The sequence below is a fragment of the Bradyrhizobium sp. LTSP857 genome, assembly GCF_000938285.1.
Lineage (GTDB): Bacteria > Pseudomonadota > Alphaproteobacteria > Rhizobiales > Xanthobacteraceae > Bradyrhizobium.
In genome coordinates this window covers 51,131-77,176 of record NZ_JYMS01000047.1, presented here as the reverse complement: position 1 = coordinate 77,176, position 26,046 = coordinate 51,131, and the positions used below count along the sequence as shown (strand labels likewise).

The 26,046-nt window shown below is 63.8% G+C and carries 29 protein-coding genes; 27 read left to right on the top strand and 2 right to left on the bottom strand.

From position 1 onward, the window contains the following. Positions 1-36: 36 nt before the first annotated feature. Positions 37-765 carry a flagellar basal-body rod protein FlgF gene (gene flgF / locus UP06_RS32155; RefSeq protein WP_045007730.1) on the bottom strand — a complete coding sequence of 243 codons (729 nt, stop codon included), beginning with the start codon at positions 763-765 and terminating at the stop codon, positions 37-39. A gap of 3 nt (positions 766-768) precedes the next feature. Next, entirely contained in the window at positions 769-1,557 is a 789-nt protein-coding gene (locus UP06_RS32150) for a DUF1217 domain-containing protein (RefSeq protein WP_045007729.1), read from the bottom strand. A gap of 142 nt (positions 1,558-1,699) precedes the next feature. Between UP06_RS32150 and motA the strand changes: the two genes are divergently transcribed. The 27 genes from motA (at position 1,700) to UP06_RS32015 (ending at position 26,024) form a co-directional block, all read left to right on the top strand. Beyond that, positions 1,700-2,596, top strand: coding sequence for a flagellar motor stator protein MotA (gene motA, locus UP06_RS32145; protein ID WP_045007728.1), 897 nt, complete (start codon positions 1,700-1,702; stop codon positions 2,594-2,596). Further along, positions 2,593-3,534 carry a flagellar motor switch protein FliM gene (locus UP06_RS32140; RefSeq protein ID WP_045007727.1) on the top strand — a complete coding sequence of 314 codons (942 nt, stop codon included), beginning with the start codon at positions 2,593-2,595 and terminating at the stop codon, positions 3,532-3,534. The genes motA and UP06_RS32140 overlap by 4 nt, the downstream gene beginning before the upstream one ends. After that, on the top strand, positions 3,515-3,829 hold the full coding sequence (locus tag UP06_RS32135; RefSeq protein ID WP_045007726.1) for a hypothetical protein: 315 nt from the start codon (positions 3,515-3,517) through the stop codon (positions 3,827-3,829). Before UP06_RS32140 ends, UP06_RS32135 begins: the two co-directional genes overlap by 20 nt. Before the next feature lie 75 nt (positions 3,830-3,904). Continuing rightward, a complete protein-coding gene (gene fliN / locus UP06_RS32130) occupies positions 3,905-4,279 on the top strand; it encodes a flagellar motor switch protein FliN (RefSeq protein WP_045007725.1) in 375 nt (124 codons plus the stop codon). A gap of 2 nt (positions 4,280-4,281) precedes the next feature. After that, the gene (locus UP06_RS32125; RefSeq protein WP_045007724.1) at positions 4,282-5,322 is read left to right on the top strand and encodes a flagellar motor switch protein FliG; all 1,041 of its coding nucleotides are present in this window, start codon (positions 4,282-4,284) and stop codon (positions 5,320-5,322) included. A 13-nt stretch (positions 5,323-5,335) separates the two neighbouring features. Continuing rightward, positions 5,336-6,421, top strand: coding sequence for a flagellar biosynthesis protein FlhB (gene flhB, locus UP06_RS32120; protein WP_045007723.1), 1,086 nt, complete (start codon positions 5,336-5,338; stop codon positions 6,419-6,421). 85 nt (positions 6,422-6,506) lie between these two features. Next, positions 6,507-6,887 (top strand): flagellar basal body rod protein FlgB, encoded by a 381-nt coding sequence (flgB, locus tag UP06_RS32115; protein WP_045007722.1) that lies wholly within the window; start codon positions 6,507-6,509, stop codon positions 6,885-6,887. Positions 6,888-6,898: 11 nt separating this feature from the next. Then, the gene (gene flgC, locus UP06_RS32110; protein ID WP_045007721.1) at positions 6,899-7,315 is read left to right on the top strand and encodes a flagellar basal body rod protein FlgC; all 417 of its coding nucleotides are present in this window, start codon (positions 6,899-6,901) and stop codon (positions 7,313-7,315) included. 2 nt (positions 7,316-7,317) lie between these two features. Further along, positions 7,318-7,647: a flagellar hook-basal body complex protein FliE gene (gene fliE, locus UP06_RS32105; RefSeq protein WP_045007720.1), complete on the top strand. Its 330-nt coding sequence runs from the start codon at positions 7,318-7,320 to the stop codon at positions 7,645-7,647. Positions 7,648-7,664: 17 nt separating this feature from the next. Continuing rightward, positions 7,665-8,456 (top strand): flagellar basal-body rod protein FlgG, encoded by a 792-nt coding sequence (gene flgG / locus UP06_RS32100; protein WP_045007719.1) that lies wholly within the window; start codon positions 7,665-7,667, stop codon positions 8,454-8,456. A gap of 13 nt (positions 8,457-8,469) precedes the next feature. Beyond that, positions 8,470-8,946 (top strand): flagellar basal body P-ring formation chaperone FlgA, encoded by a 477-nt coding sequence (gene flgA / locus UP06_RS32095; RefSeq protein WP_045007718.1) that lies wholly within the window; start codon positions 8,470-8,472, stop codon positions 8,944-8,946. Continuing rightward, positions 8,943-10,073 carry a flagellar basal body P-ring protein FlgI gene (gene flgI / locus UP06_RS32090; RefSeq protein ID WP_045007717.1) on the top strand — a complete coding sequence of 377 codons (1,131 nt, stop codon included), beginning with the start codon at positions 8,943-8,945 and terminating at the stop codon, positions 10,071-10,073. The genes flgA and flgI overlap by 4 nt, the downstream gene beginning before the upstream one ends. A gap of 67 nt (positions 10,074-10,140) precedes the next feature. Next, the gene (locus UP06_RS32085; protein ID WP_045007716.1) at positions 10,141-10,905 is read left to right on the top strand and encodes a MotE family protein; all 765 of its coding nucleotides are present in this window, start codon (positions 10,141-10,143) and stop codon (positions 10,903-10,905) included. Continuing rightward, entirely contained in the window at positions 10,906-11,613 is a 708-nt protein-coding gene (gene flgH, locus UP06_RS32080; protein WP_045007715.1) for a flagellar basal body L-ring protein FlgH, read from the top strand. Between the two features lie 30 nt (positions 11,614-11,643). Further along, entirely contained in the window at positions 11,644-12,087 is a 444-nt protein-coding gene (locus tag UP06_RS32075; RefSeq protein ID WP_045007714.1) for a flagellar basal body-associated FliL family protein, read from the top strand. After that, positions 12,084-12,824 (top strand): flagellar type III secretion system pore protein FliP, encoded by a 741-nt coding sequence (fliP, locus tag UP06_RS32070; RefSeq protein WP_045007713.1) that lies wholly within the window; start codon positions 12,084-12,086, stop codon positions 12,822-12,824. Before UP06_RS32075 ends, fliP begins: the two co-directional genes overlap by 4 nt. A 243-nt stretch (positions 12,825-13,067) precedes the next feature. Continuing rightward, positions 13,068-13,973 (top strand): flagellin N-terminal helical domain-containing protein, encoded by a 906-nt coding sequence (locus tag UP06_RS32065; RefSeq protein WP_045007712.1) that lies wholly within the window; start codon positions 13,068-13,070, stop codon positions 13,971-13,973. Positions 13,974-14,246: 273 nt separating this feature from the next. Next, on the top strand, positions 14,247-15,155 hold the full coding sequence (locus UP06_RS32060; protein ID WP_045007711.1) for a flagellin N-terminal helical domain-containing protein: 909 nt from the start codon (positions 14,247-14,249) through the stop codon (positions 15,153-15,155). Positions 15,156-15,460: 305 nt separating this feature from the next. Beyond that, positions 15,461-17,086, top strand: a complete 1,626-nt coding sequence (gene fliF, locus UP06_RS32055; RefSeq protein WP_045007710.1) for a flagellar basal-body MS-ring/collar protein FliF — start codon at positions 15,461-15,463, stop codon at positions 17,084-17,086. Then, positions 17,083-17,787 (top strand): FliH/SctL family protein, encoded by a 705-nt coding sequence (locus UP06_RS32050; RefSeq protein WP_045007709.1) that lies wholly within the window; start codon positions 17,083-17,085, stop codon positions 17,785-17,787. Before fliF ends, UP06_RS32050 begins: the two co-directional genes overlap by 4 nt. 6 nt (positions 17,788-17,793) lie before the next feature. After that, entirely contained in the window at positions 17,794-19,062 is a 1,269-nt protein-coding gene (locus UP06_RS32045) for a MotB family protein (RefSeq protein ID WP_045007708.1), read from the top strand. Further along, positions 19,059-20,243, top strand: coding sequence for a chemotaxis protein (locus UP06_RS32040; RefSeq protein WP_045007707.1), 1,185 nt, complete (start codon positions 19,059-19,061; stop codon positions 20,241-20,243). The genes UP06_RS32045 and UP06_RS32040 overlap by 4 nt, the downstream gene beginning before the upstream one ends. Then, entirely contained in the window at positions 20,240-21,607 is a 1,368-nt protein-coding gene (gene fliK / locus UP06_RS32035) for a flagellar hook-length control protein FliK (RefSeq protein ID WP_045007706.1), read from the top strand. Before UP06_RS32040 ends, fliK begins: the two co-directional genes overlap by 4 nt. After that, positions 21,558-22,142, top strand: coding sequence for a transglycosylase SLT domain-containing protein (locus UP06_RS32030; RefSeq protein ID WP_045007705.1), 585 nt, complete (start codon positions 21,558-21,560; stop codon positions 22,140-22,142). The genes fliK and UP06_RS32030 overlap by 50 nt, the downstream gene beginning before the upstream one ends. A gap of 96 nt (positions 22,143-22,238) precedes the next feature. After that, positions 22,239-23,465 (top strand): flagellar hook protein FlgE, encoded by a 1,227-nt coding sequence (locus UP06_RS32025; protein ID WP_045007704.1) that lies wholly within the window; start codon positions 22,239-22,241, stop codon positions 23,463-23,465. 34 nt (positions 23,466-23,499) lie between these two features. Further along, complete coding sequence (gene flgK / locus UP06_RS32020) at positions 23,500-24,981, top strand: flagellar hook-associated protein FlgK (protein WP_045007703.1); 1,482 nt, start codon at positions 23,500-23,502, stop codon at positions 24,979-24,981. Beyond that, a complete protein-coding gene (locus UP06_RS32015) occupies positions 24,978-26,024 on the top strand; it encodes a flagellar hook-associated family protein (RefSeq protein ID WP_045007702.1) in 1,047 nt (348 codons plus the stop codon). Before flgK ends, UP06_RS32015 begins: the two co-directional genes overlap by 4 nt. The last annotated feature ends 22 nt before the right edge of the window (positions 26,025-26,046 follow it).

Sequence of the window (26,046 nt, the reverse complement as noted above, 5' to 3'; positions counted from 1 at the left end):
GGAAACCGTCCACCCAAATTACGCGCGACGCGCAGTCTACTTGCTGGGATCGCCCAGCGTCCGGATTGCGTTGTTGAGCTCGCTCTCGGTGCCCTCGATCAGCGAATTGGTGCCGTCGAAGGCGCGCGAGGCCGACATCAGCTTCGTCAATTCCATCATCGGATTGGCGCTGGAGCCCTCGACATAGCCTTGCTTGAAGCCGTCCCGGGTGAAATCGGCGATGGCGGTCGCAGGCCGGTCGGGCGTGACGCCGGAATTTCCGTAGCGGTCGAGATTGGCGTCAGCGGGAATGTTGAACAGGCCGATGGTGCCGATCTCGTTGTTGTCCTGGGTGATCGCGCCGCTGCGCGAGATCGAGACCGGTCCGCCGTTCGGGTCGAGCGTGATCTGCGCGCCGCCGGAATCGATGACGGGGAAACCCGACACCGTCTGAAGGTCGCCGTTGGCGGCGATCTGGAGGCGGCCGTCGCGGGTATAGACCGTGCCATTCGGGCCGGCGAAGGCAATAAAGCCCTGTCCGACCACGGCGACGTCGAGCGGGTTGCCGCTCTCGGTGATATTGCCGGGCTCGCGCGAAATGATGTTGTCGCCGGGCGAGGAAAACGCGACCGGGTTCGCGCCCGCCTTGGACAGCACGGTCTCGAACTTCACCACGTCGGTGCGAAAGCCGGACGTGTTGACGTTGGCGACGTTGTTGGCGATCGTCTGGAGGCGCTTTTCGAGGGCGACCTGCGCCGATAGTCCCACATAGAGAGCGGATTGCATGACTTACCTGTTGAACCGGATGTTCTGAAGTGTCGTGAGCATGTCGGTATCCAGGCCGACCGACGCCGAGGCGCCGCCGATCAGGACCAGCGCCGGGTTGGTCGAAGTGTCGCTCTGGGCCTGGGTCGCGTCCCACATCGCCGCGAAGCGCTGCACGAATTTGGTGACCTTGGTCGGGTCCTGGAAATCGGTGAGATCGATCTTGTCCGTGATCATCTTGGCCTGGGCGTCGATGTCGGACGAGCTGATCGTCGCCGACCAGCCCATTGCGGTCTGGACCACCTGGGTCAGGGCCTTGTCGGCGAGGATCTGGTAGGGGCTCGTGATCGAGGAGGCCTTGCGCGTGAAATAGAGTGCGAGCCGCAGGCCCTCGTTCTGGTCGCCGGCGTTCTGCTCCATCGTCTGCGTGACATATTGGGTGGCCGTGCCGGTCGTGGCTGCGGTGGTCTGGGTCGCGTTGGCGCCGTTGGCGGCGAAATTGAAGGCCGTGGCGAAGTCCCGGTAGCGGGTGTCACTCAACTTATTGGCGAAGGCGTCCTTGTCCGTGACGCCCTCGGTCAGCACCTTCCGCATGAACGCCTTGGCATAAGTCATGTCGCTGAGGCCATAGGCCTTCATTGCGTAGGAGTAGAGCCGATAGTCACCCAGGAAGTCGTCGATCGTCTTCACGTTGCCGATATGGCTCAGGAAGTAGTCGGTGTCGCGGCTGACGTCCGGCTCCTGCGCCACCTGCGTCATCGACTTGCCCATGTCCTTGGTCAGTCTGGTGTAGTCCGCGATGGTGGATAGCATGGCACGCGCCCCTCTGGCCGCCGTTGCGACATCGTCCCAAGCTGCCGCCAATTGCTTGCGCGGGGCTGGCGACGCCGAAGCCAGCCTCGCGCAAGCGTCGCCGGCTAGATATTCCCGATGGGATCGGTGATGGAGCGGCGCGTTGGGCAGTTTCGTGGGGATCGTCATCACGGTAGCGGCGCTGCTTGGCGGTTTTGCCGCCATGGGCGGGCATCTGGGCGTGCTAATGCAGCCGTGGGAGTTCGTGATCATCATGGGCACCGCGGCCGGCACCTTCATCATGGCCAATCCGTGGAAGGTGGTCGTGGATACCGGGCTTGCGTGCATGCAGGCCGTCACCGGCGCGGTGCCCGGTGAGCGCTATTATCTCGATCTGCTCGGCGCGCTCCACGCGCTGATGCGCGAGTTGCGGGGCAAGGGCCGCAACGAGGTGGAAGCGCATATCGACGACCCCCAGTCCTCCGAGATCTTCAAGGCGTTCCCGAGTGTGCTCGGGGATGCATCGCTGCTCCAGTTCATCTGCGACTATGTCCGCCTCATCATCATGGGGAATGCGCGCACGCACGAGATCGAGGCGCTGATGGACGAGGAAATCCACACCATCGTGAAGAGCAAGTTGTCGCCCTATCATGCGCTCGTGGTGGTGTCGGAGGCGCTGCCGGCGCTCGGGATTGTCGCTGCGGTGCTTGGCGTCATCAAGGCCATGGGGGCGCTCGATCAGTCGCCAAAGCTCCTGGGCGGCTTCATCGGCGCGGCGCTGGTTGGCACCTTCGCCGGCATCTTCCTGTCCTACGGCATCATTTCTCCCTTCGCGATGAAGGTCAAGATGACGCGCGAGAAGCGCTGCCGGCCCTACATCATCGTCAAGCAGACGCTGCTTGCCTTCATGAACGGCGCCATGCCGCAGATCGCGGTCGAGCATGGCCGCAAGATGATTGCCAGCACCGAGCGGCCGTCGATCGACGTCGTCGAGAACGAGACGATTGCCGGGCCGAAGGCTGTCGTGACTGAGGCCGAACCGAAGGCTGCACGCGCATGATGATGGAAGACCTCGACGTCGATCAGCGGAAGCAGCTGCCGAACTACCTGCTGGATGCGGCCGGCATCTCGATCGAGCGTATGCCGATGCTCAATGTGATCTTCGATCGCATGGCGGCGTCGTGCATCGACAGCCTCCAGCCGATGGCGGGTACGCCTTGCTACTTCTCCGTCAACGGCATCACCAACGGGCGCGTCGGCGACATCATCAAGGACTACGAAGCCAATGCGGTCGCGGCCGTGCTCTACGCCGAGCAGTGGGACTCCAGGATTCTGATGGTTCTGGACCGCGATTTCGTCTTCACGATGGTCGAGGCGATGTTCGGTTCGGACGGCGCCGAGCCGCCGATGGACGTCGAGCGCTCCTTCTCGAACATCGAAATTCGCCTGGTCCAGGCGCTGTTCGAGCGTTTCGCCAAGGCGCTGCAATCCGCGTTTGCCGGCACCTCCAACGTGACCTTTCGCGTGGAACGGGTCGAGACCGCGATGGCCTCGCTGGCGATCGGTCGGAGCGGCAACATGTCGATCTGTGCCAACATCATGTTGCAGGCGCTCTACCGCGGCGGCCAGATGTTCCTCATCATCCCGCACTCCGCGCTCAATCCGCTGCGGCAGAAGCTCGCAACCGTCGTCGTCAGTGACGGCCGTGCGGCCGATCCGCGCTGGCGCGAGCAGATGGAGAGTGAGGTTCACCGGACCGAGGTGACGTTGAGCGCCGTGCTCGACGAGAAGATGGTGTCGCTCGGCGACGTCGTGAAGTTCCATGTCGGGCAGGTTCTCGAGCTCGAGGCGACGCCGCGTACGCTGGCGCGGCTCGAAAGCAACAACCAAGTGCTGTTCTGGTGCCAGATCGGCCAGCTTGATGGCTATTACGCCATGCAGGTGGCAGATCCCGTCGATCAGAAGCGGGAGTTCGTCGATGATATCCTATCTCGTTGATGCCGTGCTGTTGATCGCACTCGGCTTCACCAGCATACGGGTGACCAAGATGCACCGCGAGCTGGCGCGGCTGCGCAGCTACCAGGGCGAATTCTCGACCATCGTCCACGAGACGGCAGGCGCCTTTGATACGGTCATCACTGCGGCGCACGACTCCACCGCGAATCTCGGTCGGCTCGCCAACGTGCTGAGCACGAAGATCGATCAGGCCCACGAGGCGATCGCGGCGCTCGATGCGCGAAGTGGGCTCGCTCCGGCCGCGACCGCGAACGGTGCCGACGCGAACAAGCATTAGGATCGGGACTGACGGAAATTTACCATCGGAACGTCGCGGCGCTCCGGGAGCGGAAATACCAAGAGGCGATACCAAATGGCGCAATCCTTCGACTATGAATCTGCATCTGTATCGGGAGATACCGATACGTCTCCGCTGGAGCGGCTGGCGGAGATTGCCGCGCGCACCGCGGAGGAGACCGGCAAGTTCGCCAATGTCGATGCCATCCTGCGCATCCCCGTCACCATGCAGGTGGTGTTGGGTTCGGCGACCATCCCGGTGGCGAATTTGATGAAGCTCGGTCGTGGCGCCGTAGTCCCGCTCGATCACCGGGTCGGCGAGCCCGTCGACGTCGTGGTCAACGGGCGCGTTGTCGCCCGCGGCGAGGTCGTCGTCGTCGAAGAGGACAATTCCCGCTTCGGCGTCTCGCTGACCGAGATTGTCGGACCGCTGGGGCAGGGTGATACCTGACCATGGCGGCACAGGTCGGCATCGCTCCCATCAAGCAGCGAGGCGTTGCCACGCTGGGTGGAACGGAAAAGGTCGCGGCGCTCCTGCTGGCCATGGGCCGACAGGCGGCTGCGAGCGTGCTCCAGCAGTTCGAGCCGCAGGAGATCCGTATCGTCACCAAGGCCGCAGCCGAGCTGCGGCCGATCACCGCGCAAGAGCTCGAGGGGATCGTCGAGGAGTTCGCGCAGCAATTCTCGATGGGCGCCAACATCCTCGGCACCCTCGGTGGCCTCGAGGCCGTGCTTGGCGACGTGCTTCCGGCCGACCAGGTCTCGGCGATCATGTCGGACCTGCTCGGCAATTCGAGCCGATCGGTCTGGGACCGCGTCTCGTCGGTGTCGGAAAACTCGCTCGCGAGCTATCTTTCCAAGGAGCATCCGCAGACCGCCGCACTCATCCTGTCCAAGGTCAAGCCGTCCTGCGCTGCCAAGGTCATGAGCCAGTTGCCATCGAGCCTGCGCAACGAACTGATGCGGCGCGTGCTCAGCCTCAAGCCGATCGTCGACGATGCCATGAGGGTTCTGGAGAAGACGCTGCATGAAGACCTGACGCTGAACTTCGCCCGTAACCTCGGCGCGGACACCTACGCACGTGTCGCCGACATCATCAACAAGATGGAGCGCGGCCACATTGAGGACATGCTGAAGAGCCTGTCGGAGAAACGGCCGAAGTCGGCGGAGGTACTGAAGGAACTGCTGTTCACCTTCGACGACGTGATCAATTTGACGCCGAAGGCGCGCACCATGATCTTCGATCAGGTGCCGACCGACCGCATCGTCATCGCCCTGAAGGGGACCGACAAGCACTTCCGCGAGTTGATCCTGTCCTCGGTCGCCTCGCGCGTCCGTCGCGTCGTCGAGCACGAGCTGGCCATCGGCGAGCCGTCGAACCAGCGCGACGTGCTGGAAGCCCGCCGCGTGATCACCGACCTCGCGCTCGACCTCGCAGAGAAGGGTGAAATCGAGCTCAACCCCGAACAGGAGGATGAGCTGGTCTTCCGCTGACCGCTGAACGGGCATGGCAGAATCATCCGACCAGGAGAACAAGACAGAAGAGCCGACCGAGAAGAAAGTCCGCGATGCGCTCGAACAGGGCAAAATTCCGGTCTCTCGGGAGGCTTCCATTTTCGCCTCGATGGCGGCGCTGATGGTGATCCAGATGTTCCTGATCGGTCAGGGCGTGCAGCAATTGACGCCGACCCTGAAGAGCTTTCTCGACGATCCCGATGGCTTCCGTCTCCGCAACGCGGCGGACGCGCAGAACCTCCTCATTGTGGTGGGCCTCGAGGCATTGCGATTCCTGGTGCCACTGGTCGTCACCATGGCCGTGTTCGGATTGGCAGCGTCGCTGTTGCAAAACGCGCCCACTCTAGTGCTCCAGCGCATCATGCCAGACCTTTCGCGAATCTCCCCAGTGAGCGGGTGGAGCCGGCTCTTCGGTTCTCAGGGCCTCGTGGAATTTGCAAAATCGCTCTTCAAGCTGGTGTCGGTGACCGCAGTCGTCGCCTTCGTGCTCCGCTCGTCGGAAGCGAGGGCGTTCGAGGCGATGTACACCGATCCCGTGGCGTTGCCGGAGATGATTCTCACCATCGCAATGCGGATCGTCTCGGCGATCTGCATCGCGACCATCGTGCTGGTTGCGATCGATCTCGCCTGGGCGCGCTTCCACTGGCGGCGCGAACTGCGCATGACCAGGCAGGAGATCAAGGACGAGCACAAGCAGGCGGAAGGCGATCCGCTGATCAAGGCGCGACTGCGTTCGCTGGCGCGCGATCGGTCTCGTCAGCGGATGATCGCCTCCGTGCCGCGCGCGACGCTGGTGATCGCTAACCCGACGCATTTCGCGATAGCGCTGCGCTACAACCGCGAAGAAAGCGCGGCGCCGCTCGTGGTGGCCAAGGGCATGGACGTGATTGCCCTGAAGATCCGCGAAGTCGCCGAGCAGAACAAGATCCCGGTGATCGAGAACAAGGCTCTCGCGCGCGCCCTCTACGAGGCGGTGCAGGTCGACCAAGTCATTCCGTCCGAGTTCTTCCGGCCCGTCGCCGAGATCATCTACTTCCTCCAGTCGAAGCAATCGCCGCGAGCTGAGAAGGTTCAGTAGATTTCCGAGGACGGCGTTCCCTGCATCAGCCTGGGGAAAGCTTGCAGCCCTAGGGTTGTTCCGAACAGACCAGAATGGGACTGCCGTGGGACCGCTTTATCTCTTCGAACTCGCATCATCGCAGGCGCGCTGGCTCGAGCTTCGTCAATCGACCATCGCCACCAACGTCGCCAACGCGAATACGCCGGGCTTCAAGGCGCGCGACGTCGAGCCGTTCAACAAGGTGCTCGACGGAATGCCGGTCAGGCTGGCGACGACATCGCCGACGCACATGCAGCTCTCCCCGACCGAGACCGACACGCGGGCGACCGCGAAGAAGGATAGCTGGGATGTGGTTCACTCCGGCAACTCCGTCAGCCTCGAGCAGGAGATGATCAAGGGCAGCGACGTCAACCGCGACTACTCGATGAATTCGGCGATCGTGCGGTCGTTCAACCGCATGGTCCTGAGCAGCGCGAAGACCTGAGGTGAATTGATATGCTGGATGCTCTACAGGCTTCACTGACGGTCGCAAGCTCCGGGCTCGAGGCGCAATCAACCCGCATGCGCGTCGTCTCCGAAAATCTCGCGAATGCGAGCTCGACCGGACGCGCCGCTGGATCGGATCCCTATCAGCGCAAGACGATCACCTTCGATGCCGCAATGGACCGGGCTTCGGGCACGCAGCTGGCGAAGGTCAAGGAGATCGGGGTCGATACCACGCCTTATCGCGTGGAGTACGATCCGGGACACCCCGCCGCCGACAAGGCCGGCTACGTCAAGATGCCCAACGTCAACATGATGATCGAGATGGCGGACATGCGGGAAGTCAACCGGTCCTATGAAGCCAATCTCCAGGTCGTGAAGCAGGTGAGATCGATGCTCGGCATGACCATCGATCTCCTGAGGAGCTGACAATGTTAGAGGCGATTTCATCCACCGCGATCACCGCAGGACAGGCGGCGTCGCGCGCGACCGAAACGCAGGCCATTGCGCCTGCGGCGACGCCCACGGTCCAGTCCGGCGACGACGTCGGCTTCGATTCCGTGATGAAACAGGTGACCACCGATGCGATCGGTACGCTGAAGACAGGCGAGGCGGCGTCGATCTCGGCGATGCAGGGCAAGGAATCGACGCGCAAGGTCGTCGAGGCGCTGATGTCGGCCGAGCAGGCCTTGCAGACGGCGGTCGCGGTTCGCGACAAGGTCGTGCAGGCCTACCAAGAAGTCGTTCGTATGTCGATTTGATCTGAAGGAATCACACTGTGAAATCGCTCGCCATCGCGGCCACGGGCATGAATGCCCAGCAGACCAATATCGAGGTCATCGCGAACAACATCGCCAACATCAACACGACGTCGTACAAGCGGGCGCGTGCGGAATTCACCGATCTGTTCTACCAGATGGACCGCATGCAGGGCGTCGCGAACGTTAATGGCTCCTCGCCGATTCCGGAAGGCGCCAATCTCGGTCTCGGCGTCAAGTCGGCCGCCATCCGCAAGCTGCACATCCAGGGCGCGCTGACGCAAACCGGCAATCCCTACGACATGGCGATCAACGGCCGGGGCTGGTTTCAGGTGCTCGGTCCGAACAACGAGGTGCAATATACCCGCGCGGGCTCGTTCAACACCAATGCCAACGGCCAGCTCGTCACGATGGACGGCTACCTGCTGGATCCCTCGATCACAGTGCCTCAGAACACGGTGCAGGTCACGGTCAACCAGACCGGACAGGTGTTTGCCAAGCTGGACACGGAAGTGAACCCGCGGCAAATCGGCCAGCTCAATCTCGCCAACTTCGCCAACGAGGCGGGCCTCGAACCGCTGGGCAGCAATCTCTATCGCGAGACCACGGCGTCGGGCACACCCGTCGTCGGGCTGCCGGGCGATGCCGGCTATGGCAAGATCAATCAGCAATATCTCGAGGCCTCGAACGTCGATCCCGTCAAGGAAATTACCGAATTGATCTCGGCGCAGCGCGCCTATGAGATGAATGCCAAGGTCATCCAGGCGTCGGATGAGATGGCGCAGACGGTGTCGAAGAATCTCAGTCGCTAGTTCCGGTGTGTCGATGTTGAACAGGGTGGGCCTGATCGCGCGCGGGTTGGCCGCCGCGCTGCTGGTTCTCGTCTCCGCGCGGCTCGCCGCGGCGGACGAGCGCCGGCTTCCCGTGCCGGCCGTGTCGATCCGCGCCGGCGACCTGATCAGGGACGACATGATCACCGAGCGCGCCTTTGCGCCGAACGTGCTCGGCGTCGCCATGTTCATCGAAGGGCGTCAGGTTCTCGTCGGCCGCATGGCGCGGCGGGCGCTGCTACCGGGCCAGCCGATTCCGACCAACGCGGTGGAGGATCCCTGGACTATCGCCCGCGGCGCCATGGTCAAGGTCGTGGTCGAGGACTCCGGCCTGTCGATCGTGACCTATGGCGCTGCCATGCAAGCCGGTGCGCCGGGCGCGCTCATTACGGTACGGAACACCGATACTGGCGTGATCATCAGGGCCATCGTCCAGCCGGATGGTACCGTCAAGGTCGCGGACGGGTCATGACCAGATTCCTGATCGCGCTGCTCCTCATCGTTTCCGCCGCCAGCGCCCAGGCCGCCGTCCGCATCAAGGATATCGCGGACATCAAGGGGCTGCGCGAAAATCAGATCGTGGGTTACGGCCTCGTCATCGGTCTGAATGGTACCGGCGACACGCTGCGCAACGCACCGTTCACGGAGCAGTCGCTCCAGTCGATGCTCGAGAACATGGGCATCAATGTCAGGAACGATACCACCAGCACGACCAACCCGACGCGGCCGACGACGCTGCGCACGCGCAACGTCGCCGCCGTAATGGTGACCGCGGACCTGCAGCCCTCGATCGGACCCGGCGAACGGATGGACGTGACGGTGTCGTCGCTGGGAGATGCGACTTCGTTGCTCGGCGGCACGCTGGTGATGACGTCGTTGCGCGCGGCTGATGGCGCAGTCTATGCAGTGGCGCAAGGAGCGGTCACGGTCGCCGGTTACAGCGTCGGTGGCCAGGCCCAGAATGTCAGCCAGGGCACGCCGACCGCGGGCCGCATTCCAAATGGTGCGCTGGTCGAGCGCGAGGTGCAGGGAAGTCTCCATGAGATGGAATTCCTGGTGCTGGAGCTCAAGAATCCCGATTTCGTCACCGCAACCCGAATCCTCGACGCCATCAACCGCTATGCCGGCGGCCGCTACCGTGCCCAGATCGCCTTCGAGCGCGATTACCGGACGGTCGTCTTGTCCAAGCCGCGCTACATCGGCCCGGTCCGCTTCCTCGCCGAAATCGGCGAGCTGACCGTCGAGCCCGACACGCCGGCACGGGTGGTGATCAATGAACGCACCGGCACGGTGGTGATCGGACGTGACGTGCGAATCTCGACCGTTGCCGTCACCCACGGCAATTTGACAGTCCGCGTCACGGAGATGCCGGTGGTGTCGCAGCCGGCACCGTTCTCGCAAGGCCAGACGGTGGTCGTGCCGCAGACCGTGGTCGAGGCCAACGAGGCCGGATCGCAAGTGGCGATCCTGAGCGGCGTCGATCTCCAGCGCCTCGTGCGCGGGCTGAATCAGATCGGACTGAAGCCGTCCGGCATCATCGCGATTCTCCAGGCGATCAAGACGGCCGGCGCGCTCCAGGCTGAAGTCATCGTCCAATGATGCACAAGCGTCGTGCAAGCTTGGTCGCTCAATGCTCTGGTCCTGACCGAGAATCGCACGCGGCCCGATGTTGAAGCTGGATCACAAAGCGCAAGTCCTCCTCCTGGTCGCAGTGTCCGCGCTGGCGAGCGCCTCGCCCGTGCTGGCACTGGACGAGGCGAAGCCGTCGAAGCCGCTCAACCTGCTCTCCTTCGCGCGCGCACGCGCGCCCGGGCCGCAGAAGCCGAACGCACCGGTCACGTCGATTCCGAGCAACAATGTACGGGCAACGGCCTGGGCGGCCGAAGACTCTGGCCCTGCGATCACCGGTGCGGTGCCGACCTCGGAGATGCCCCCTCCGGCGCCAGCACCGGCACCGGTGCGCCCGGCCAAATCCGGCAGCGTCACGGCGCCGCCGAAGCCGGCGCCAGCCCAGGCCGCCGCGCCCGCGGACAACGAAGTCGCGCTGTTCTGTAGCAACGTCGCTGATCCCGCCGTCGACGCCAGGTTGGCCTGGCAGCTGAAGGAACTGGAGAAGGCCGAGACTCAGCTGCGGGAGCGGATTGCCGAAGTCGAGGCCAAGCGGGCCGAATACGAGAAGTGGATGGTGCTGCGCGACGACTTCCTGAAGAAGGCCGAAGCGAGCGTCGTCGAGATCTATTCGCGCATGAAGCCGGACGCTGCCGCCACCCAGATCGCCGGCATGGCCGACGAGACGGCCGCCGCCGTGCTCGCAAAGCTCAGCCCGAGGAGCTCGAGCGCGATCTTCAATGAGATGGAGACCGGGCGCGCAGCACATCTCGCCGACCTGCTCGGTGGAATGCGTCGCGTGGATGACGGAAAGACCAAGTAGATGAAGAAGCCGATCCTCATCCTGTCGCTCGTGACGTCGCTCGTGTTTTTGGCTGGATGCTCCCATGATCCGGCAGAACTCCTGACGGGCCCGAAACTGTCGCCCGTGGGCAGCGGGCTGAGGACACCGACCGATCCGATCCCGGTGACGCCCCGCATGCACACGCCCGTCAGCTATCGCTCGACCTGGGATGACGGCACTGATCTTTACCGCGATCCCCGTGCCCGGCGCGTTGGCGACGTCGTGACGGTGATCATCTCGATGCAGGACAAGGCCAAGCTCGACAACAAGACGGACCGCTCGCGCGATTCGCAGATTCAGTTCGGGCTGAACTGGCTGATGGACGCCGCAGGATGGCAGGACAAGGGCCAGACCAATGCCAACCTCAACACCAACACCCAGATCAAGGGCAACGGCCAGATCGATCGCTCCGAGGACATCAAGCTTTCCATTGCCGCCATCGTCACCGATGTGTTGCCGAACGGAAATATAATGATCAGCGGTTCGCAGGAGTTCGGTATCAACACGGAGATGCGCGTGCTCAACGTCGGAGGCATCGTGCGTCCACGCGATATTTCGCGAACAAACACCATCTCCTACGAGAAGATCGCCGAGGCGCGCGTGTCCTATGGCGGTCGCGGAAATCTGTCTGACGTGCAGCAGCCTGGATGGGGACATCGGATCTATGACGCCGTTGCACCGTTCTGAGGCTCAAGTGTCGCGGGGGCAGGGGGCGTCATGCGCCTGATCGCCGCCATCGTCGTGCTGACCCTGATCGCGATTGGTGTGGGCGCGGTTGCGGGCTTGCACCTGCTCGCGACCGCCGAACGCGTCGCCGACGCAAGGAAGGGCGCCACGCCGCCGCCGCTGGCGTCGAGCTACGCCGGCAGCGCCCGGCTTCGAAAGCTGTCTCCGATCGTGACCAACCTCGGCGCGCCGGCGAACAACTGGGCCCGGGTCGAGGCCTCCATGGTGACCGACAGCATGAGTGACGAGGACGCCGGTATTCTCGCCGCCCATATCAGCGAGGACATCGTCACGTACTTGCGGTCCGCGACGGTCACGCAGTTCGAGGGGTCGCGCGGGCTCCAGCATCTGCGCGACGACCTGTCCGAACGCGCCAACATCCGCTCGTCCGGGAAGGTCCGGGAATTGATCATTGAGACGTTGGTGATCCAGTGAAATTGAGAGTCTTGCTGCTCGCGTTGCTGCTGGTCGTACTGCCTGAGGTGGCGTTCGCCCAGATTCCCGACCTCAACTCGCTGCTGCCGCCGGGCAACGGCTCGACCAGCGGCCGCATCATCCAGCTGATGGCGCTGCTGACGGTGCTGTCGGTCGCACCGGGGCTGCTCATCATGATGACCAGCTTCACGCGGTTTGCCGTCGCGCTGTCGTTCCTCCGCGCCGGTCTCGGCCTTCAGACGACGCCGCCGAATCTCGTTCTGATCAGCCTTGCGATGTTCATGACCTTCTACGTCATGGCGCCGACCTTCGACCGCGCCTGGGAGACCGGCGTCCAGCCATTGATGAAGAACGAGATCTCGGAGGAAGAGGCTTATCTGAAGATCAGCGACCCGTTCCGCGAGTTCATGCTGGCGCATGTCCGCGACAAGGATCTTCAGACGTTCGAGTCGCTCGCCGCGGAAAGCTTTCGCAGGAAGTTCGACGACAAGCGCATCGACATGCGCGTCATCATTCCGGCCTTCATGATCTCCGAGCTGCGGCGCTCGTTCGAGATCGGATTCCTCATCATCCTGCCGTTCCTGGTGATCGACATGATCGTGGCGACACTGACCATGTCGATGGGCATGATGATGATGCCGCCGACGATCCTCGCACTGCCGTTCAAGATGCTGTTCTTCGTGCTGATCGATGGCTGGAACCTGCTGGCGTCAGGCCTGGTGCGGTCGTTCTCGTAACAGCAGCAGCTCGGCCGACGGGCTGGTTATGGTTAGCGAAAAGTAATATTAACCATATGATATCGCTGCGAAATTCAAGCCGATCTTAATCTGCGAGCAAGTTTCGGCGTGCTAGCAATGCGTCACGGCGGGTTGGACCCCACCCACTCCAGTCCAAAGGCATGATGCCGCCCCTCCGTACCGGTGAAAGCCCGGTATGTCCCCCAGTGAAAATGTAACGCGTACATCAAAGGGACATTCGCAATGTCAAGCCTTCTCACGAACTCGACTGCCATGACCGCGCTCCAGACCCTGCGGTCTGTCAGCTCGCAACTCTCCACCACGCAGAACCGGATCTCGACCGGCCAGCGCGTGGCCACCGCTTCGGACAACGCTGCTTACTGGTCGATCGCGACGTCGATGCGCGCCGACAACGCCGCGCTCTCCGCTGTCTCCGACTCGCTCGGTCTGTCGGCCGCGACCGTCGACACCGAATATACCGCTCTGACCTCAGTTGTGGGCGACAGCAGCGGCGGCCTGACCAAGCTCCAATCGTTGCTGGTCGAAGCCAAGACTGCCGGTATCGACCGCACCAAGATCCAGGCGGACGTCACCCAGATCCAGCAGCAGATGAAGGGTACGGCCGATGCGGCGACCTTCAACGGTGTGAACTGGTTGAGCACAACGGCGACCACGCCGACGACCGTCAACCTCGTGTCGTCGTACTCGCGCGTCGGCGGCACGCCGACCACGGGCTCCATCGGCCTGACCGTTGCCAACTACTCGCTCTATACCAGCAGCACGAACGGCATCCTGGATACGGTGAGCGGCGGTGCGTCGGTCAACACGATCGACATCTCCACGCTGACCGACTCGGCTACTGACCAGACCACGCTCGATGGCTACATCGCGCAGGTCACCGGTGCGATCAACTCGGTGGCCTCGGCGGCCGCCAATCTCGGCGCCGTCAAGAACCGCATCTCGACCAACACGGACTTCGTGAAGACCCTGATGGACTCGGTGGATCGTGGTATCGGCCAGCTCGTCGACGCCGACATGAACCAGGAGTCCACCCGCCTGGCGGCTCTTCAGGTCCAGCAGCAGCTCGGCGTTCAGGCGCTCTCGATCGCCAACAACAGCAGCCAGAGCATCCTGTCGCTGTTCCGCTAAGCTTCAAAGAATCCGGGGAGGGCCGCGCTTCTCGCGAAGCGCGGCCCTTTCATTTTGATGTGACGCTGCGCGCGCCGTAATTTTGGCCGCCCTGTTGCGGCCGGGGCACAGGGCCACAAGCCTCGCACAAGCTTCGCCCGCTAACGTTGCCGCTACGACAGATTGGGCCCCTCACCCGCTTTTCCGCGGCCCAAAGGCATGACGCCGCCCTGTCGTACCGGTGCAAGCCCGGTATGTCCCCAAACTCAATCCAATCTTCAAAGGGACATCAAAATGGGTTCTAGTCTCCTCACCAACTCCTCTGCAATGACCGCGCTGCAGACCCTCCGGAACATCAGCACGCAACTCTCCACCACGCAGAACCGGATCTCGACCGGCCAGCGCGTCTCGACCGCTTCGGACAACGCCGCCTACTGGTCGATCGCGACGTCGATGCGCGCCGACAACGCCGCGCTCTCCGCCGTCTCCGACTCGCTCGGTCTGTCGGCCGCGACCGTCGACACCGAATATACCGCTCTGACCGCGGTTGTTGGTGACAGCACCGGCGGCCTGACCAAGCTTCAGGCGCTGCTGGTCGAAGCCAAGACCGCCGGTATCGACCGGACCAAGATCCAGGCGGACATCACTCAGATCCAGCAGCAGATGAAGGGTACCGCTAATGCGGCGACCTTCAACGGAGTGAACTGGCTGAGCGCAACCGCGACCACGCCGGCGACGTTCAACCTGGTGTCGTCGTACTCTCGTGTTGGCGGCACGCCCACCATCGGTTCCATCGGTCTGACGATCGCCAACTATTCGCTCTATACCAGCAGCCAGAGCGGCATTCTGGATACCGTGAGCGGCGGTGCGTCGGTCGACACGATCGACATCACCTCGCTGACCGACTCGACGGCTGACCAGACCACGCTCGATGGCTACATCGCGCAAGTCACCGCTTCGATCAACTCGGTGGCCTCGGCCGCCGCCGATCTCGGCGCGGTCAAGAACCGTATCTCGACCAACACGGATTTCGTCAAGACCTTGATGGACTCCGTGGACCGCGGTGTCGGCCAGCTCGTCGACGCCGACATGAATGCGGAGTCCACCCGCCTGGCGGCCCTCCAGACCCAGCAGCAGCTCGGTGTTCAGGCGCTCTCGATCGCCAACCAGAACAGCCAGAGCATCCTGTCGCTGTTCCGGTAAGCTTCGGCTTTGAAATTGGCCGTGCTCCCAAGGGAGCACGGCCTCCGCCATGACCGGCGGATTTGGTGGCACAAGACGTGCCCGCAATTGACCTCCCGACGCCAGACTTCATGCAACATGCCGCAGTCGATCTCGCGGCCATGCGCCCGATCGTCCGTTTGTTGCCACTGAACTGATTGCGTCACCCAAAGCTCTTGCAAAATTGCAACGCCTCGAAAGCGAACTGACACGTTCGTGTCCTCACGCAACCTTCAGACAAGGTTCGCAGCGGAGTGTCGTCTACGTTCGCATTGGTACGAGGTCATATGCTCAGTCGCGCGCAGCTACAGCAGCTGCTCAACAATCTGCTGGAACTCGGGCCGCGACGTCTGATGGCCTTGGGGTTGATCGGCTTCGCCGTCCTCGTCACCGTCGTCGGCGGTGCCTATTATCTGAGCCGGCCCGAATTCGAGCCTCTCTATACCGGCCTCGCCCGCGAAGACGTGACGCGCATCGGCGCCGCGCTGCGCGAGCAGAACATCAACTTCGACGTCAACGCGGCCGGTGATACCGTCTCGGTGCGGCCGAGCCAGACCATGCAGGCGCGGATGTTGCTGGCCGAGAAGGGGCTGCCGACCAGCGCCAATTCCGGCTATGAGCTGTTCGACAAGATCGGATCGCTCGGCCTGACCTCGTTCATGCAGGAGGTCACCAAGCTTCGCGCGCTCGAGGGTGAGATCGCCCGGACCGTGCAGTTGATGAAGGGTGTCAAGGCAGCGCGGGTGCATATCGTGATGCCGGTGCGCGGTTCGTTCCGCGCCACGCAGCAGCCGCCGTCGGCGTCGGTCGTGCTGCGCACCGACGGCGCGATCGAGGCGCGCACCGCGCAATCGATTCGCCATCTCGTCGCGGCCGCCATTCCCGGCATGACGCGTGACAAGGTGACCGTGCTCGATGCCGACGGCACGATGCTGCTGGCCGAGGAGGACGAAGCCAGCGCCGCGCCGACCAAGATGGCGAGCCTCCAGAAGACGGTCGGCGGGATGGTGCAGGAAAACATCCGCAAGGCGCTGACGCCCTATCTGGGCCTGGACAATTTCGAGGTCAGCGTCGCGCCGCAGCTCTCGACTGACAAGCGGCAGACCAACGAGACCGTCTACGACCCGGAGACGCGCGCCGAGCGTTCCGTCCGCAACGTCCGCGAAAACGAGAAGTCACAGAACGCGGATCGCTCGACGCCGACCACAGTGCAGCAGAATCTTCCGGACCAGCAGGTCAACGGCGGCGGCACCAAGAACTCCAGCGAGGACAAGCAGCGTCGCGAGGACGTCACCAATTTCGAGGTCTCCTCCAAGACCACGACGACGGTGAGCGACGGCTATGCGGTCAAGAAGCTCTTCATCGCCGTCCTGGTCAACCGCGGGCGGCTCGTCGCCGATCTCGGCGACAAGAGCAACCAGGCCATCGTCGACAGCAAGCTCGCCGAGATCAGCCAGCTTGCGGCGACCGCGGGCGGATTGGACAAGGCGCGCGGCGATCAGATCCAGGTCACTGCGGTCGACTTCATCGAAGGCTCGCGCGAGCTCGCGCCGGTGCCGCCGATCAGCTTCGTCGAGATGATCAACAAGCAACTCGGCAGCGTCATCAACGCGGTGACAATTCTGGCCGTCGCCTCGATGCTGGTCTGGTTCGGGCTGCGGCCTGCGGTCAACGGCATCCTGACCCATCGTGCGGCGCAGGAGCAGACCGAGGCGGCCGAGGCCGCTGAGCTCGAAGCTGCCGCTGCCCTTGCATTGACCGATAGTCAGGACCCCGAGCTCAACCTCGTCGAAGACCTCGAAGGCAAGATGCAGCGAACCCCGCAGAAGCGGCTGGAGCAGATCGTTCGCCTCGACCAGATGCAGGCGGCAGCAATTCTTAAAGACTGGATGCGACGCGAGGAGGCGGCATGAACGCGGCAATCGGAAAGCTTCTCACCCAGTTCGACGCGAACGGTCGGGCCAAGTCGCCTCCTCCTCCGCCGCCCAAGAGCCAGGAGCAACTGGCGCGGCCAAAGGACATCCGGCGCGAGCTCCAGCCCCAAGCTCAGGTCCAGGCTCAACCGCAGCCTCAGCGGCAGCCCGAGCCGCAGCTTCAGGCTCCGAAGGCGGAAACTGCGCCGGTCAATCTCCTGGAAGACGCCTATCGTCGCGGCTACACCGCCGGCCTCGCAGAGGGCGATAGCAAGCTCGCCGAAGAGCGCGTCCGCAGCGCAATCCGGCTCGGCGAAGAACGAGCCAAATGGTCCGACCAGCAGGCGGTCGCGATCGTCAACGGCTTTGCCGCGGCGTGCCAGGAGATCGAGAGCAACATCGCAAGCTCCGTTGCGCGGATATTGCTGCCGTTCCTCGCTGATGCGGTCCGCGACAAGGCGATTGGAGCGCTGGTCGAGCAGATCGCGACGTTGACCTCCAATTCGCCCGTGCCGGTGTTCCGCGTGACCGGACCGAGCGATCTCATCAACCTGGTCAAGGCGCAACTCGACGCGACCAGCCGCTCTGCGATCGAATACCAGGCCGCCGACACCGTCGAGGTCCGTGTCCTTGCCGATCAGACCACGATCGAGACGCAGATCTCGACCTGGATCGATCGCCTGAAAGAGGCGCGCCGGTAGTCGGTCATGGAGGAAGTCAAGCACGAGCTCGTCATCATCCGCCGGCGCGGCGCCTTCGAGGACTCGAAGCCGCACGGTGGCGTTTGGAAGATCGCCTATGCGGACTTCATGACCGCGATGATGGCGTTCTTCCTGGTGATGTGGCTGATCAACGCGCTCAACCAGGACCAGAAGCAGGTGGTTGCGAGCTATTTCAACCCGATCCAGCTTGCCGAGAACGCGCCGGCGCCCAAGGGACTCAAGGATCTGAACAAGAAGGAGCCGACCACGTTCGAGGGTCAGGACGGCAAACGCCAGCCGTCCGGCCCGAACGAGGAGCGTCGCGGCGATTCACCGACGGCCGAGAAGCCGCCCTTCTACGAAGAGAAGGTCCTGTTTCGCGATCCCTATGCGACGCTCGCCGAAATCGCGGCCAGCTCGAACCAGGCCTCGGGCCAGCGCCGCGTCGGCGCACTGACATCGGCGGAAGAAGATGGCCTCAAGGGCGGCGACGCCTATCGCGATCCGTTCGATCCCGGCTACTGGAAGCTCGCTCCGGAAGCGTCCAAGGAGGCAGATCGGATCACCGAGGGCCAACCGAAGCCGAATGCCTCCGCGCGCGACAACGCGGCCGACACAAACCAGAGCGAGCCGCGCCGCGGCAAGACGGATGATGCCGGCGGCAGCGTGGCCCCCAACGCGGAGGCGTCGTCCGCAAGCCTGTCGCCGCTGCTGCCACCTGGACCGGCACCGTCCTCGGCCGCGCGCGAAGGCAGTGTTCAGCCGAACACACAGGCCAACCTTCAGGCCAACGCCGCGGCGCAGACGCAGCAACCGACCGTCAAGCAGCTTCAAGCCGCGATTGCCGAGGCGCTGTCGGACATCAAGGCCGGCGCCGGTCCGGTGGCCGAGGTCCGCCAGGTCGAGGAGGGCCTTCTGGTCAGCCTGACCGACGATGCGAGCTTCGGCATGTTCGCGGTCGGCTCGGCCGAGCCGCGGCCCGAGCTCATTCGCGTCATCGACAAGATCGGGCCGTTGCTGACGAAGCGCCCCGGCACGATCATCGTCCGCGGCCACACCGACAACCGGCCTTACAAGTCGGAAACCTACGACAATTGGAGGCTGTCCACGGCCCGCGCGCAGATGGCCTATTACATGCTGGTCCGCTCGGGTGTCGATGCGCAGCGGATCGAGCACGTCGAAGGCTATGCCGATCGGCGGCCGAAGCTCCCGAACGATCCGGCAGCCGCACAGAATCGCCGGATCGAGATCCTGATCCGGGAGAAGCGCCCTTGATCAGGCCGCTGCTCCGCGCCGCGCTGTTGCTGGTGCTGCCGTTCGCGGCGACGCACGCATTTGCCGAACCGGCGCCGCCGTCGAGCGAGCCGTATGAACTTGTCCGTTCGCTGCAAGCCGTGCAGGACGGCATCGCCAATGGTGACACCGCGGCGCATGGCAGCCACATCGCGCTGATCCGGCAGATCGGCGAGAAGCTTCTCGCCGCCGACGCGAGCGTGTGGAGCAATCCGCAGAACGGCCAGGCGGTCGTCATCTATCTGCTCAGCGGCGGCGCGCCGCAGGTCGTCCGCAAGCTGCCGCGCGACAAGTTGAATGTTGATGCGCGGCTGTTTGACGGCGCGCTCGCCTATGTCGAGGGACGTCAAGAGGAAGCGCGCGAGCTGCTCAAGGACATCAAGCCACGTACGATCCCGTCCGGCATGGGCGGTCAGGTCGCGCTGGTCCAGGGTGCGCTGTTCGCACGTTCCGAGGCATCGTTCGCGATCGAACGCCTCGACGATGCACGCCTGCTGCTGCCGGGCACGCTCGTCGAGGAGGCGGCGCTGCGGCGCGAGATCCTGCTGGTCGGGCAGGCGGAGGATTTCGACAAGTTCGAGTTCTTGACGCTGTCCTATATCCGCCACTACCGCAATTCGATTTATGCCGGCGATTTCTGGCAGCGCTTCTCCACCGGCATGACGCAATCGAGCCTCGCTCTGGACGATCGCCGTTTCGTGCGAGTCGCGGCTCTGCTGGAACAGATCGACCGCGCCAGCCGCCTCAAGCTCTACCTGGTGATCGCGCGCGCCGCGCTGGTGCGCGGGCGGCTCGCCGTGGCCCGGCTCGCGAGCGAGCGGGCGCTGACGCTCAGCGCCGATGCCACGGCGGATCGCGAGCGCGCGCATCTCTTTCGTGGTGCGTCACGGGCGCTCACCAACGAGTATGACGGTGGTTTCGCCGAGCTGAAGGCGCTCGACAGGTCGAAGCTGCCGGAGCGCGACGTCCTGCTCCTGAATGCAACCGTCCAGCTCGCGCTCGACGTCCGCAAGCCGATCGCAGGCCCGTCTGCCGGCGCTGCGGCCGACAAGCCTCCGCCCACGCCGGCGCGGATCGATCTCGCGTCATCGACCGCGATGCTTGCGCGGGCCCAGAAACAGCTCGGCGAACTGGAGCTTCTCACCAAGGATCGCCGCCCATGACCAAGCTTAGCGGAACCTCCGGACAGTCTTTCGCGGGCCTGGCCGAGAGCCTGACGCGCGGGGTATCCCGTTCGACGAAGGGCGCGGGCGCGACAGGCGCGAAATCGGCCGACGATTCCTCGTTCAACGACCTGCTCCACACCGTCTCGAACATGGCGAAGCGGGCGTTGAACGACCAGGGAAGTGAGGCGACCGCGAAGGCGGGGGCGATGCGCCCGCGACTGGCGCAATTGACCGAGCGCGACACACCGAAGGATGAGACGGTGGACGAGCGCACCGAGGAGACCAAGTTGTCGGACAAGCGAGACCCGGTCGATCAGGCTGCGAAGGTGGACGTCCCGAACAGATTGAGCCTTCCGGCGATCGTGGGGCAGGAACTTGCCGCCGCGCCGGCCGTGACGGTGCAGACGCCGCAATTGTCGAGCGACAAGAAGGAGACGTCGGCGCGGGACGAACGGCCCTCCACAGCGAAGCGCGAGGTTCAGAGCATCGGCGGGGCAGAGGCGGCGACGGCAGATGTCGCTCGATCCGCCGCCGCTCCATCGACCGTCGCGCCATCGACGGTCGCGCGTCCAGCTGCCGATGCATCTGGAGCACGCCCGCAGCCGGCCGCAGGCGCACGGGCAGCGGCGACCCAGCAGGCGATGCCGCAGGGAAGCGAAACTCAATCGGAAGCCATGCCCGCCACATCCGGCTTCGAAGCCGTCACGGCGAATGTCGAGCGCGCGGCAAAGTCCGCAGGACGCGACGCCTTGCCCGAGACGACCAAGGTGACGGTGGTTCAGCAGGAGACCCATCTGCCTCCCGTGCCGCAGTTCAACGCGATCCAGCAGGTCGCAAACGCCGTGGTGTCGGAGCTGAAGAGCTCGCCTGCGGCGGCTTCATCCGCCATGGCCGATCTCGCAGCATCCCAGAGCAACGCGCCCGACCAGCCGGTCAAGATCCTCACCGTCAATCTCGAGCCGGCGGCGCTCGGCAATGTCACCGTGCGCCTTCGTCTCGTCGGCACTGAGGTGTCGGTTCATCTTGCGGCCGAACGCAAGGACACCAGCCTGATGCTGGACCAGCAGCGCGACCAGATCCGCGACGTGATGCAGTCCGCGGGCTACGTGGCCGACGTCGCGCCTGTGCAGCACGGCTCGCTCGACCGATTCCAGGCCGGATCCGGCCAGTCGCAGCCGCAGCTCTCGGGCCAGCAACAGCAGTCATCCCAGTCGCAAGGCGGATTCGGCGGTGCGGGCTCGTCGTCCGGTCAATCGGACGGCGGAGCCAGGCAAGCCCGGCAGGAGCAGCAACCCAACCAGGAGGCGCGTCATGACCAGGACGTGGCGCCGCAGATTCGTCGCGGCCCTGTTTATCTGTAACGCCGGCGCCGCCGAGGCGGCGGCGACCGACACTGCCCGTCCCTGCGAGCGCGAGATGGCGCGCGCGTCGCAGCAGCACGGGATTCCGCTCGGCATTCTCTATGCCGTCGGCCTGACCGAGACCGGCCGGCGCGGCGCGCTCTATCCCTACGCACTCGGTGCCGAGGGGCAGACCGTGTTCGCCAAGGACATGGGCGATGCGATGGCGAATTTCGAAGCGATGCGCAACAAGGGCATCAAGCTGATCGATCTCGGCTGCATGCAGATCAACCACTACTATCACGGCGACAAGTTCGCCTCGGTGCAGGCGATGTTCGATCCCGCCAAGAACGTCGACTATGCCGCGCGCTTCCTGAAAGAGCTGAAGCAGCGCGAAGGAAGCTGGACCATGGCGGTGGCCCGCTACAATGCCGGCCCCAACAACCAGCCGGCCCAGAAGCGCTATGTCTGTCACATCGTCGCTCATCTCGTATCGAGCGGTTTCGGCGCGTGGACCGACAAGGCGCGCTCGTTATGTCAGCCTAAAACGACGTGAGGGTGACGAGATGAAGTTGTGCATCGTCACTGACCATCAGCCCCGCGCAAGCAAGATCCCTCATTGTCAATACAACTTTCCTAAGGAGCCCAATCCATGAGCCTGTTTGGTGTTATGCGCACCGGCGTTTCCGGAATGTCTGCACAGTCCAACAAGCTGTCGACAGTCTCGGACAACATCGCCAACGTCAACACGACGGGTTACAAGCGGGCGTCGACCGAATTCTCCTCGCTGATCCTGAAGAGCGGCTCGGGCAATTACGACTCCGGTGCCGTTGAGACGACGGTCCGTTACGCCATCTCCGATGCCGGCAATCTGCAGTTTACCACCTCGACGACGGACCTCGCGGTCCAGGGTAATGGCTTCTTCGTCGTGCAGGACCCTCAGGGCAACAGCTTCCTGACGCGCGCCGGCGCGTTCGTGCCCGACAGCCAGGGCAACCTCGTCAATGCTGCCGGCTTCAAGCTCATGGGCTACAACATCCAGAACGGTGCCACGCCCACTGTTGCTGCCAATGGCTTCTCCGGTCTTCAGGTCGTCAACGTCAACCAGATGACGCTGCAGGCGTCGCCTTCGACCAAGGCGACCGTGGCGGCCAATCTGGATCCGAGTGCAACCGCGATTGCAGCGCCGGCCGGTCCGGCCAACTACACGTCGAAGACGTCGATGGTGACCTACGACAATATCGGCAATGCCGTGACGCTCGATGTCTACGCCGCGAAGACTGCCGCAAATACCTGGGACATCGAGGTCTACAACGGCGCAACCGCGCTGACGACGAGCGGCCCTGCGACCACGTTCGCCTTCGACGTCACGGCGGCCGGCAAGGGCGCGCTGGCAGCAACCAGCCCGACCTCGCTCTCCGTGAATATTCCCGGTGGCTCAGCCTTCAACATGGACTTCTCGGCCATGACTCAGGTAGCCTCCAGCTTCGACTTCAAGGCGACCGTCGACGGTAACGCGCCGTCCGCCGTCGAGAAGGTCGACATCGACGACAAGGGCGTGGTCACCGCGGTTCTTCAGAACGGATCGCAGCTGCCGAGCTACCAGATCGCACTCGCCACCGTGCCGAGCCCGGATCACCTGACGCCCGAAGTCGGCAACGTCTATTCGACGAACCTGGACTCCGGAAACGTCCAGGTCGGCCTTGCCGGCCAGGGCGGTCTCGGGACCATCCAATCCGGCGCTCTGGAAGATTCCAACGTCGATCTCGCGGACGAGCTGACATCGATGATCGAATCGCAGCGGAGCTTCACCGCGAACTCGAAATCGTTCCAGACCGGTGCCGACCTGCTCGACGTCGTCGTCAACCTGAAGCGCTAAGTCCCCCAGCGCCGATCCCGGGTAAGAGCACGCCATGTCCCTTACGTCAGCCCTCGACTCCGCCCGCTCCTCGCTCATGGCGTCGGGCATCCAGTCGTCGGTCATTTCGCGTAACATCGCCGGTGCCAGTGCGACCGGCTATTCGCGCAAGATCACCGTGCTGGACAACCTTCCCGGTACCGGCGTCTATGTGGCGGCGATCCAGCGCGCCGCCAGCTCGGGCCTGTACAGCAACGTCCTGACCGCGACCTCCGCGGCGGCTACGCAGAGCGCGATCTATGACGGTCTCCAGCAGATCGCAACTGCCACGGTGGACGATCCGGAGCTCGACCAGTCGCCGACGGCGCAGCTTAATGCGCTGAAGCAGGCGCTCCAGCAATATGCCAATGCTCCGGACAACGCCACGCTGGCGCAGGCGGCCGTCACGTCCGCCAAGGACATGGCGACCGCGCTCAACCAGGCGACCCAGACCGTTCAGTCGGTCCGCGAGGGCGCAGACGCCGACATGAAAACGTCGGTTCAGAACATCAACCAGTTGCTCTCCCAGTTCCAGACCGTCAATACGGCGATCGTGAAGGGAACGATCGCCGGCGACGACGTGACTGACTATCTCGACCAGCGCGACAGCATCGTCTCGAGCCTGTCGCAGGAGGTCGGTGTCACGATGTCGATCCGCACCAACGGCGATGCCGCGCTCTACACCGACAGTGGCGTGGTGCTGTTCGACAAGACGGCGCGCTCGGTCAGCTTCGCCCCGACCAACGCCTATTCGCCGAGCACCACGGGCAACGCGGTCTATATCGACGGCGTGCCCGTGACCGGCCCCAATTCGGTGATGCCGATCAAGTCCGGCAAGCTCGCCGGTCTCGCTCAATTGCGCGACAATGACACGGTCACCTATCAGAGCCAACTCGACGAGATCGCGCGCGGCCTGACCAATACCTTCAAGGAAAGCGATCAATCGGGCGCGGCGCTGCCCGATGTTCCCGGTCTCTTCACCTATCCCGGCGCGCCGGCGATGCCCGCGAGCGCCACCGTCTCGGTGGGCCTTGCCGGCACGATCTCGGTTGCCGCATCGGTCGATCCGGCTCAGGGCGGCAACCCAAATCTGCTGCGCGACGGCGCGATCAGCGGCAACGCCGCCTACCAATACAACACCGCTGGCAACGCCGGCTACTCGACCCGGCTTCAGCAGATCATCGGCAACATGGATGTGTCGCAGCCGTTCGATGCGACCACGCAAGGCAAGCCGAACGGCAGCCTGATCGACTTCGCGTCGTCGTCGACGAGCTGGATCGAAAATCAGCGCAAGGCCGCCAACGACAGTTCCACATATCAGAGCACGCTGCTCGACCGTAGTACGGCGGCGTTGTCGAACGTCAGCGGCGTCAACATGGACGACGAAATGTCGTTGATGCTCCAGGTCGAGCGTACCTATTCGGCGTCGTCGAAGATCATCTCGACCGTCGACCAAATGTTGCAGAGCTTGCTGGCAGCCGTGGGGACAACGTCATGATGAGCGCAAACTATATCTCGACGCTGATGCTGTCGTCGTCGTTGAGATCCTCGATCACGAACAACCAGGCTGCGCTGAGCAAGGCGTCGACGGAGGCGACCACCGGCCGCTTCGCCGATGTCGGCCTCGAGCTCGGTGCCACGACGGGTGGCGACGTCAGCCTGCGGGCGGACATGAGCTTCGCCGATCAGCTCGTCGATACCAACGGGCTGGTCTCGGGTCGTCTCGACGTGACTCAAAACCGCATCACCGAGCTAGGCTCGACCGCATCGGACTTCCTCAAGGACCTGATCGCGGCCCGCAGCACCGACGGCGGCGGGCGGATCGTCCTGCCGCCTGCGTCCTCGAACCTCGAGGATCTGATCGGCGCGCTGAACGTCTCCTATAACGGCTCTTTTCTGTTCTCGGGCATCAACACGCAGAACGCGCCGATCACGGATTATGCCGCGGGCTCGGCCAGCAAGAACCAGGTCGATTCCGATTTCCTTTCGACCTTCGGCTTCTCGCAATCCTCGGCCAGCGTGAGCAGCATTACTCCGGCTCAAATGCAGAGCTTCCTCGACACCACCTTTGATGCCGAGTTCGCGAGCCCGGCCTGGAACACCAACTGGTCATCGGCCACCGACCAGACCATGCAAAGTCGTATCTCCACGACCGAGGTCGTTGATACGTCCGTCAGCGCCAACCAGACCGGCTTCCGCAAGCTCGCCGAGGCCTACACCATGATGTCCGATCTCGGGAACATAAACCTGAGCCAGACGACGTTCCAGACTGTCGTGGACAAGGCCATCGGCCTCGTAGGTAGTGCCATCGATGACCTCGCGACGCTCGGCGGCAACGTCGGCGTGGTCCAGCAACGGGTCACCACCGCCACGGACAAGCTCAACGCCCAGAAGGACATTCTGAACAACCAGATCGTCGACATGGAGAAGGTCGATCCGGCCGAAGCGTCGGTGCGCGTCAACACCTTGCAGACCCAGATCCAGACGGCGCTCGCGTTGACCTCGCAACTCCAGAAGATCAGTCTCATCAATTACCTCTGAGCTGGGCGGCCGTCGCTTTCTC

Bases quoted from the DNA above. Each gene is read 5' to 3' on its own strand.
- UP06_RS32075 (WP_045007714.1), top strand. From the start codon at position 11,644: ATGCGCCTGATCGCCGCCATCGTCGTGCTGACCCTGATCGCGATTGGT.
- UP06_RS32015 (WP_045007702.1), top strand. From the start codon at position 24,978: ATGATGAGCGCAAACTATATCTCGACGCTGATGCTGTCGTCGTCGTTG.
- flgC (WP_045007721.1), top strand. From the start codon at position 6,899: ATGCTGGATGCTCTACAGGCTTCACTGACGGTCGCAAGCTCCGGGCTC.
- fliE (WP_045007720.1), top strand. From the start codon at position 7,318: ATGTTAGAGGCGATTTCATCCACCGCGATCACCGCAGGACAGGCGGCG.
- flhB (WP_045007723.1), top strand. From the start codon at position 5,336: ATGGCAGAATCATCCGACCAGGAGAACAAGACAGAAGAGCCGACCGAG.
- fliK (WP_045007706.1), top strand. From the start codon at position 20,240: ATGACCAAGCTTAGCGGAACCTCCGGACAGTCTTTCGCGGGCCTGGCC.
- UP06_RS32065 (WP_045007712.1), top strand. From the start codon at position 13,068: ATGTCAAGCCTTCTCACGAACTCGACTGCCATGACCGCGCTCCAGACC.
- UP06_RS32150 (WP_045007729.1), bottom strand. From the start codon at position 1,557: ATGCTATCCACCATCGCGGACTACACCAGACTGACCAAGGACATGGGC.
- UP06_RS32060 (WP_045007711.1), top strand. From the start codon at position 14,247: ATGGGTTCTAGTCTCCTCACCAACTCCTCTGCAATGACCGCGCTGCAG.
- UP06_RS32140 (WP_045007727.1), top strand. From the start codon at position 2,593: ATGATGATGGAAGACCTCGACGTCGATCAGCGGAAGCAGCTGCCGAAC.
- UP06_RS32025 (WP_045007704.1), top strand. From the start codon at position 22,239: ATGAGCCTGTTTGGTGTTATGCGCACCGGCGTTTCCGGAATGTCTGCA.
- UP06_RS32125 (WP_045007724.1), top strand. From the start codon at position 4,282: ATGGCGGCACAGGTCGGCATCGCTCCCATCAAGCAGCGAGGCGTTGCC.
- fliF (WP_045007710.1), top strand. From the start codon at position 15,461: ATGCTCAGTCGCGCGCAGCTACAGCAGCTGCTCAACAATCTGCTGGAA.
- fliN (WP_045007725.1), top strand. From the start codon at position 3,905: ATGGCGCAATCCTTCGACTATGAATCTGCATCTGTATCGGGAGATACC.
- flgH (WP_045007715.1), top strand. From the start codon at position 10,906: ATGAAGAAGCCGATCCTCATCCTGTCGCTCGTGACGTCGCTCGTGTTT.
- UP06_RS32030 (WP_045007705.1), top strand. From the start codon at position 21,558: ATGACCAGGACGTGGCGCCGCAGATTCGTCGCGGCCCTGTTTATCTGT.
- flgI (WP_045007717.1), top strand. From the start codon at position 8,943: ATGACCAGATTCCTGATCGCGCTGCTCCTCATCGTTTCCGCCGCCAGC.
- UP06_RS32135 (WP_045007726.1), top strand. From the start codon at position 3,515: ATGATATCCTATCTCGTTGATGCCGTGCTGTTGATCGCACTCGGCTTC.
- flgA (WP_045007718.1), top strand. From the start codon at position 8,470: ATGTTGAACAGGGTGGGCCTGATCGCGCGCGGGTTGGCCGCCGCGCTG.
- UP06_RS32050 (WP_045007709.1), top strand. From the start codon at position 17,083: ATGAACGCGGCAATCGGAAAGCTTCTCACCCAGTTCGACGCGAACGGT.
- flgK (WP_045007703.1), top strand. From the start codon at position 23,500: ATGTCCCTTACGTCAGCCCTCGACTCCGCCCGCTCCTCGCTCATGGCG.
- UP06_RS32085 (WP_045007716.1), top strand. From the start codon at position 10,141: ATGTTGAAGCTGGATCACAAAGCGCAAGTCCTCCTCCTGGTCGCAGTG.
- flgF (WP_045007730.1), bottom strand. From the start codon at position 765: ATGCAATCCGCTCTCTATGTGGGACTATCGGCGCAGGTCGCCCTCGAA.
- UP06_RS32045 (WP_045007708.1), top strand. From the start codon at position 17,794: ATGGAGGAAGTCAAGCACGAGCTCGTCATCATCCGCCGGCGCGGCGCC.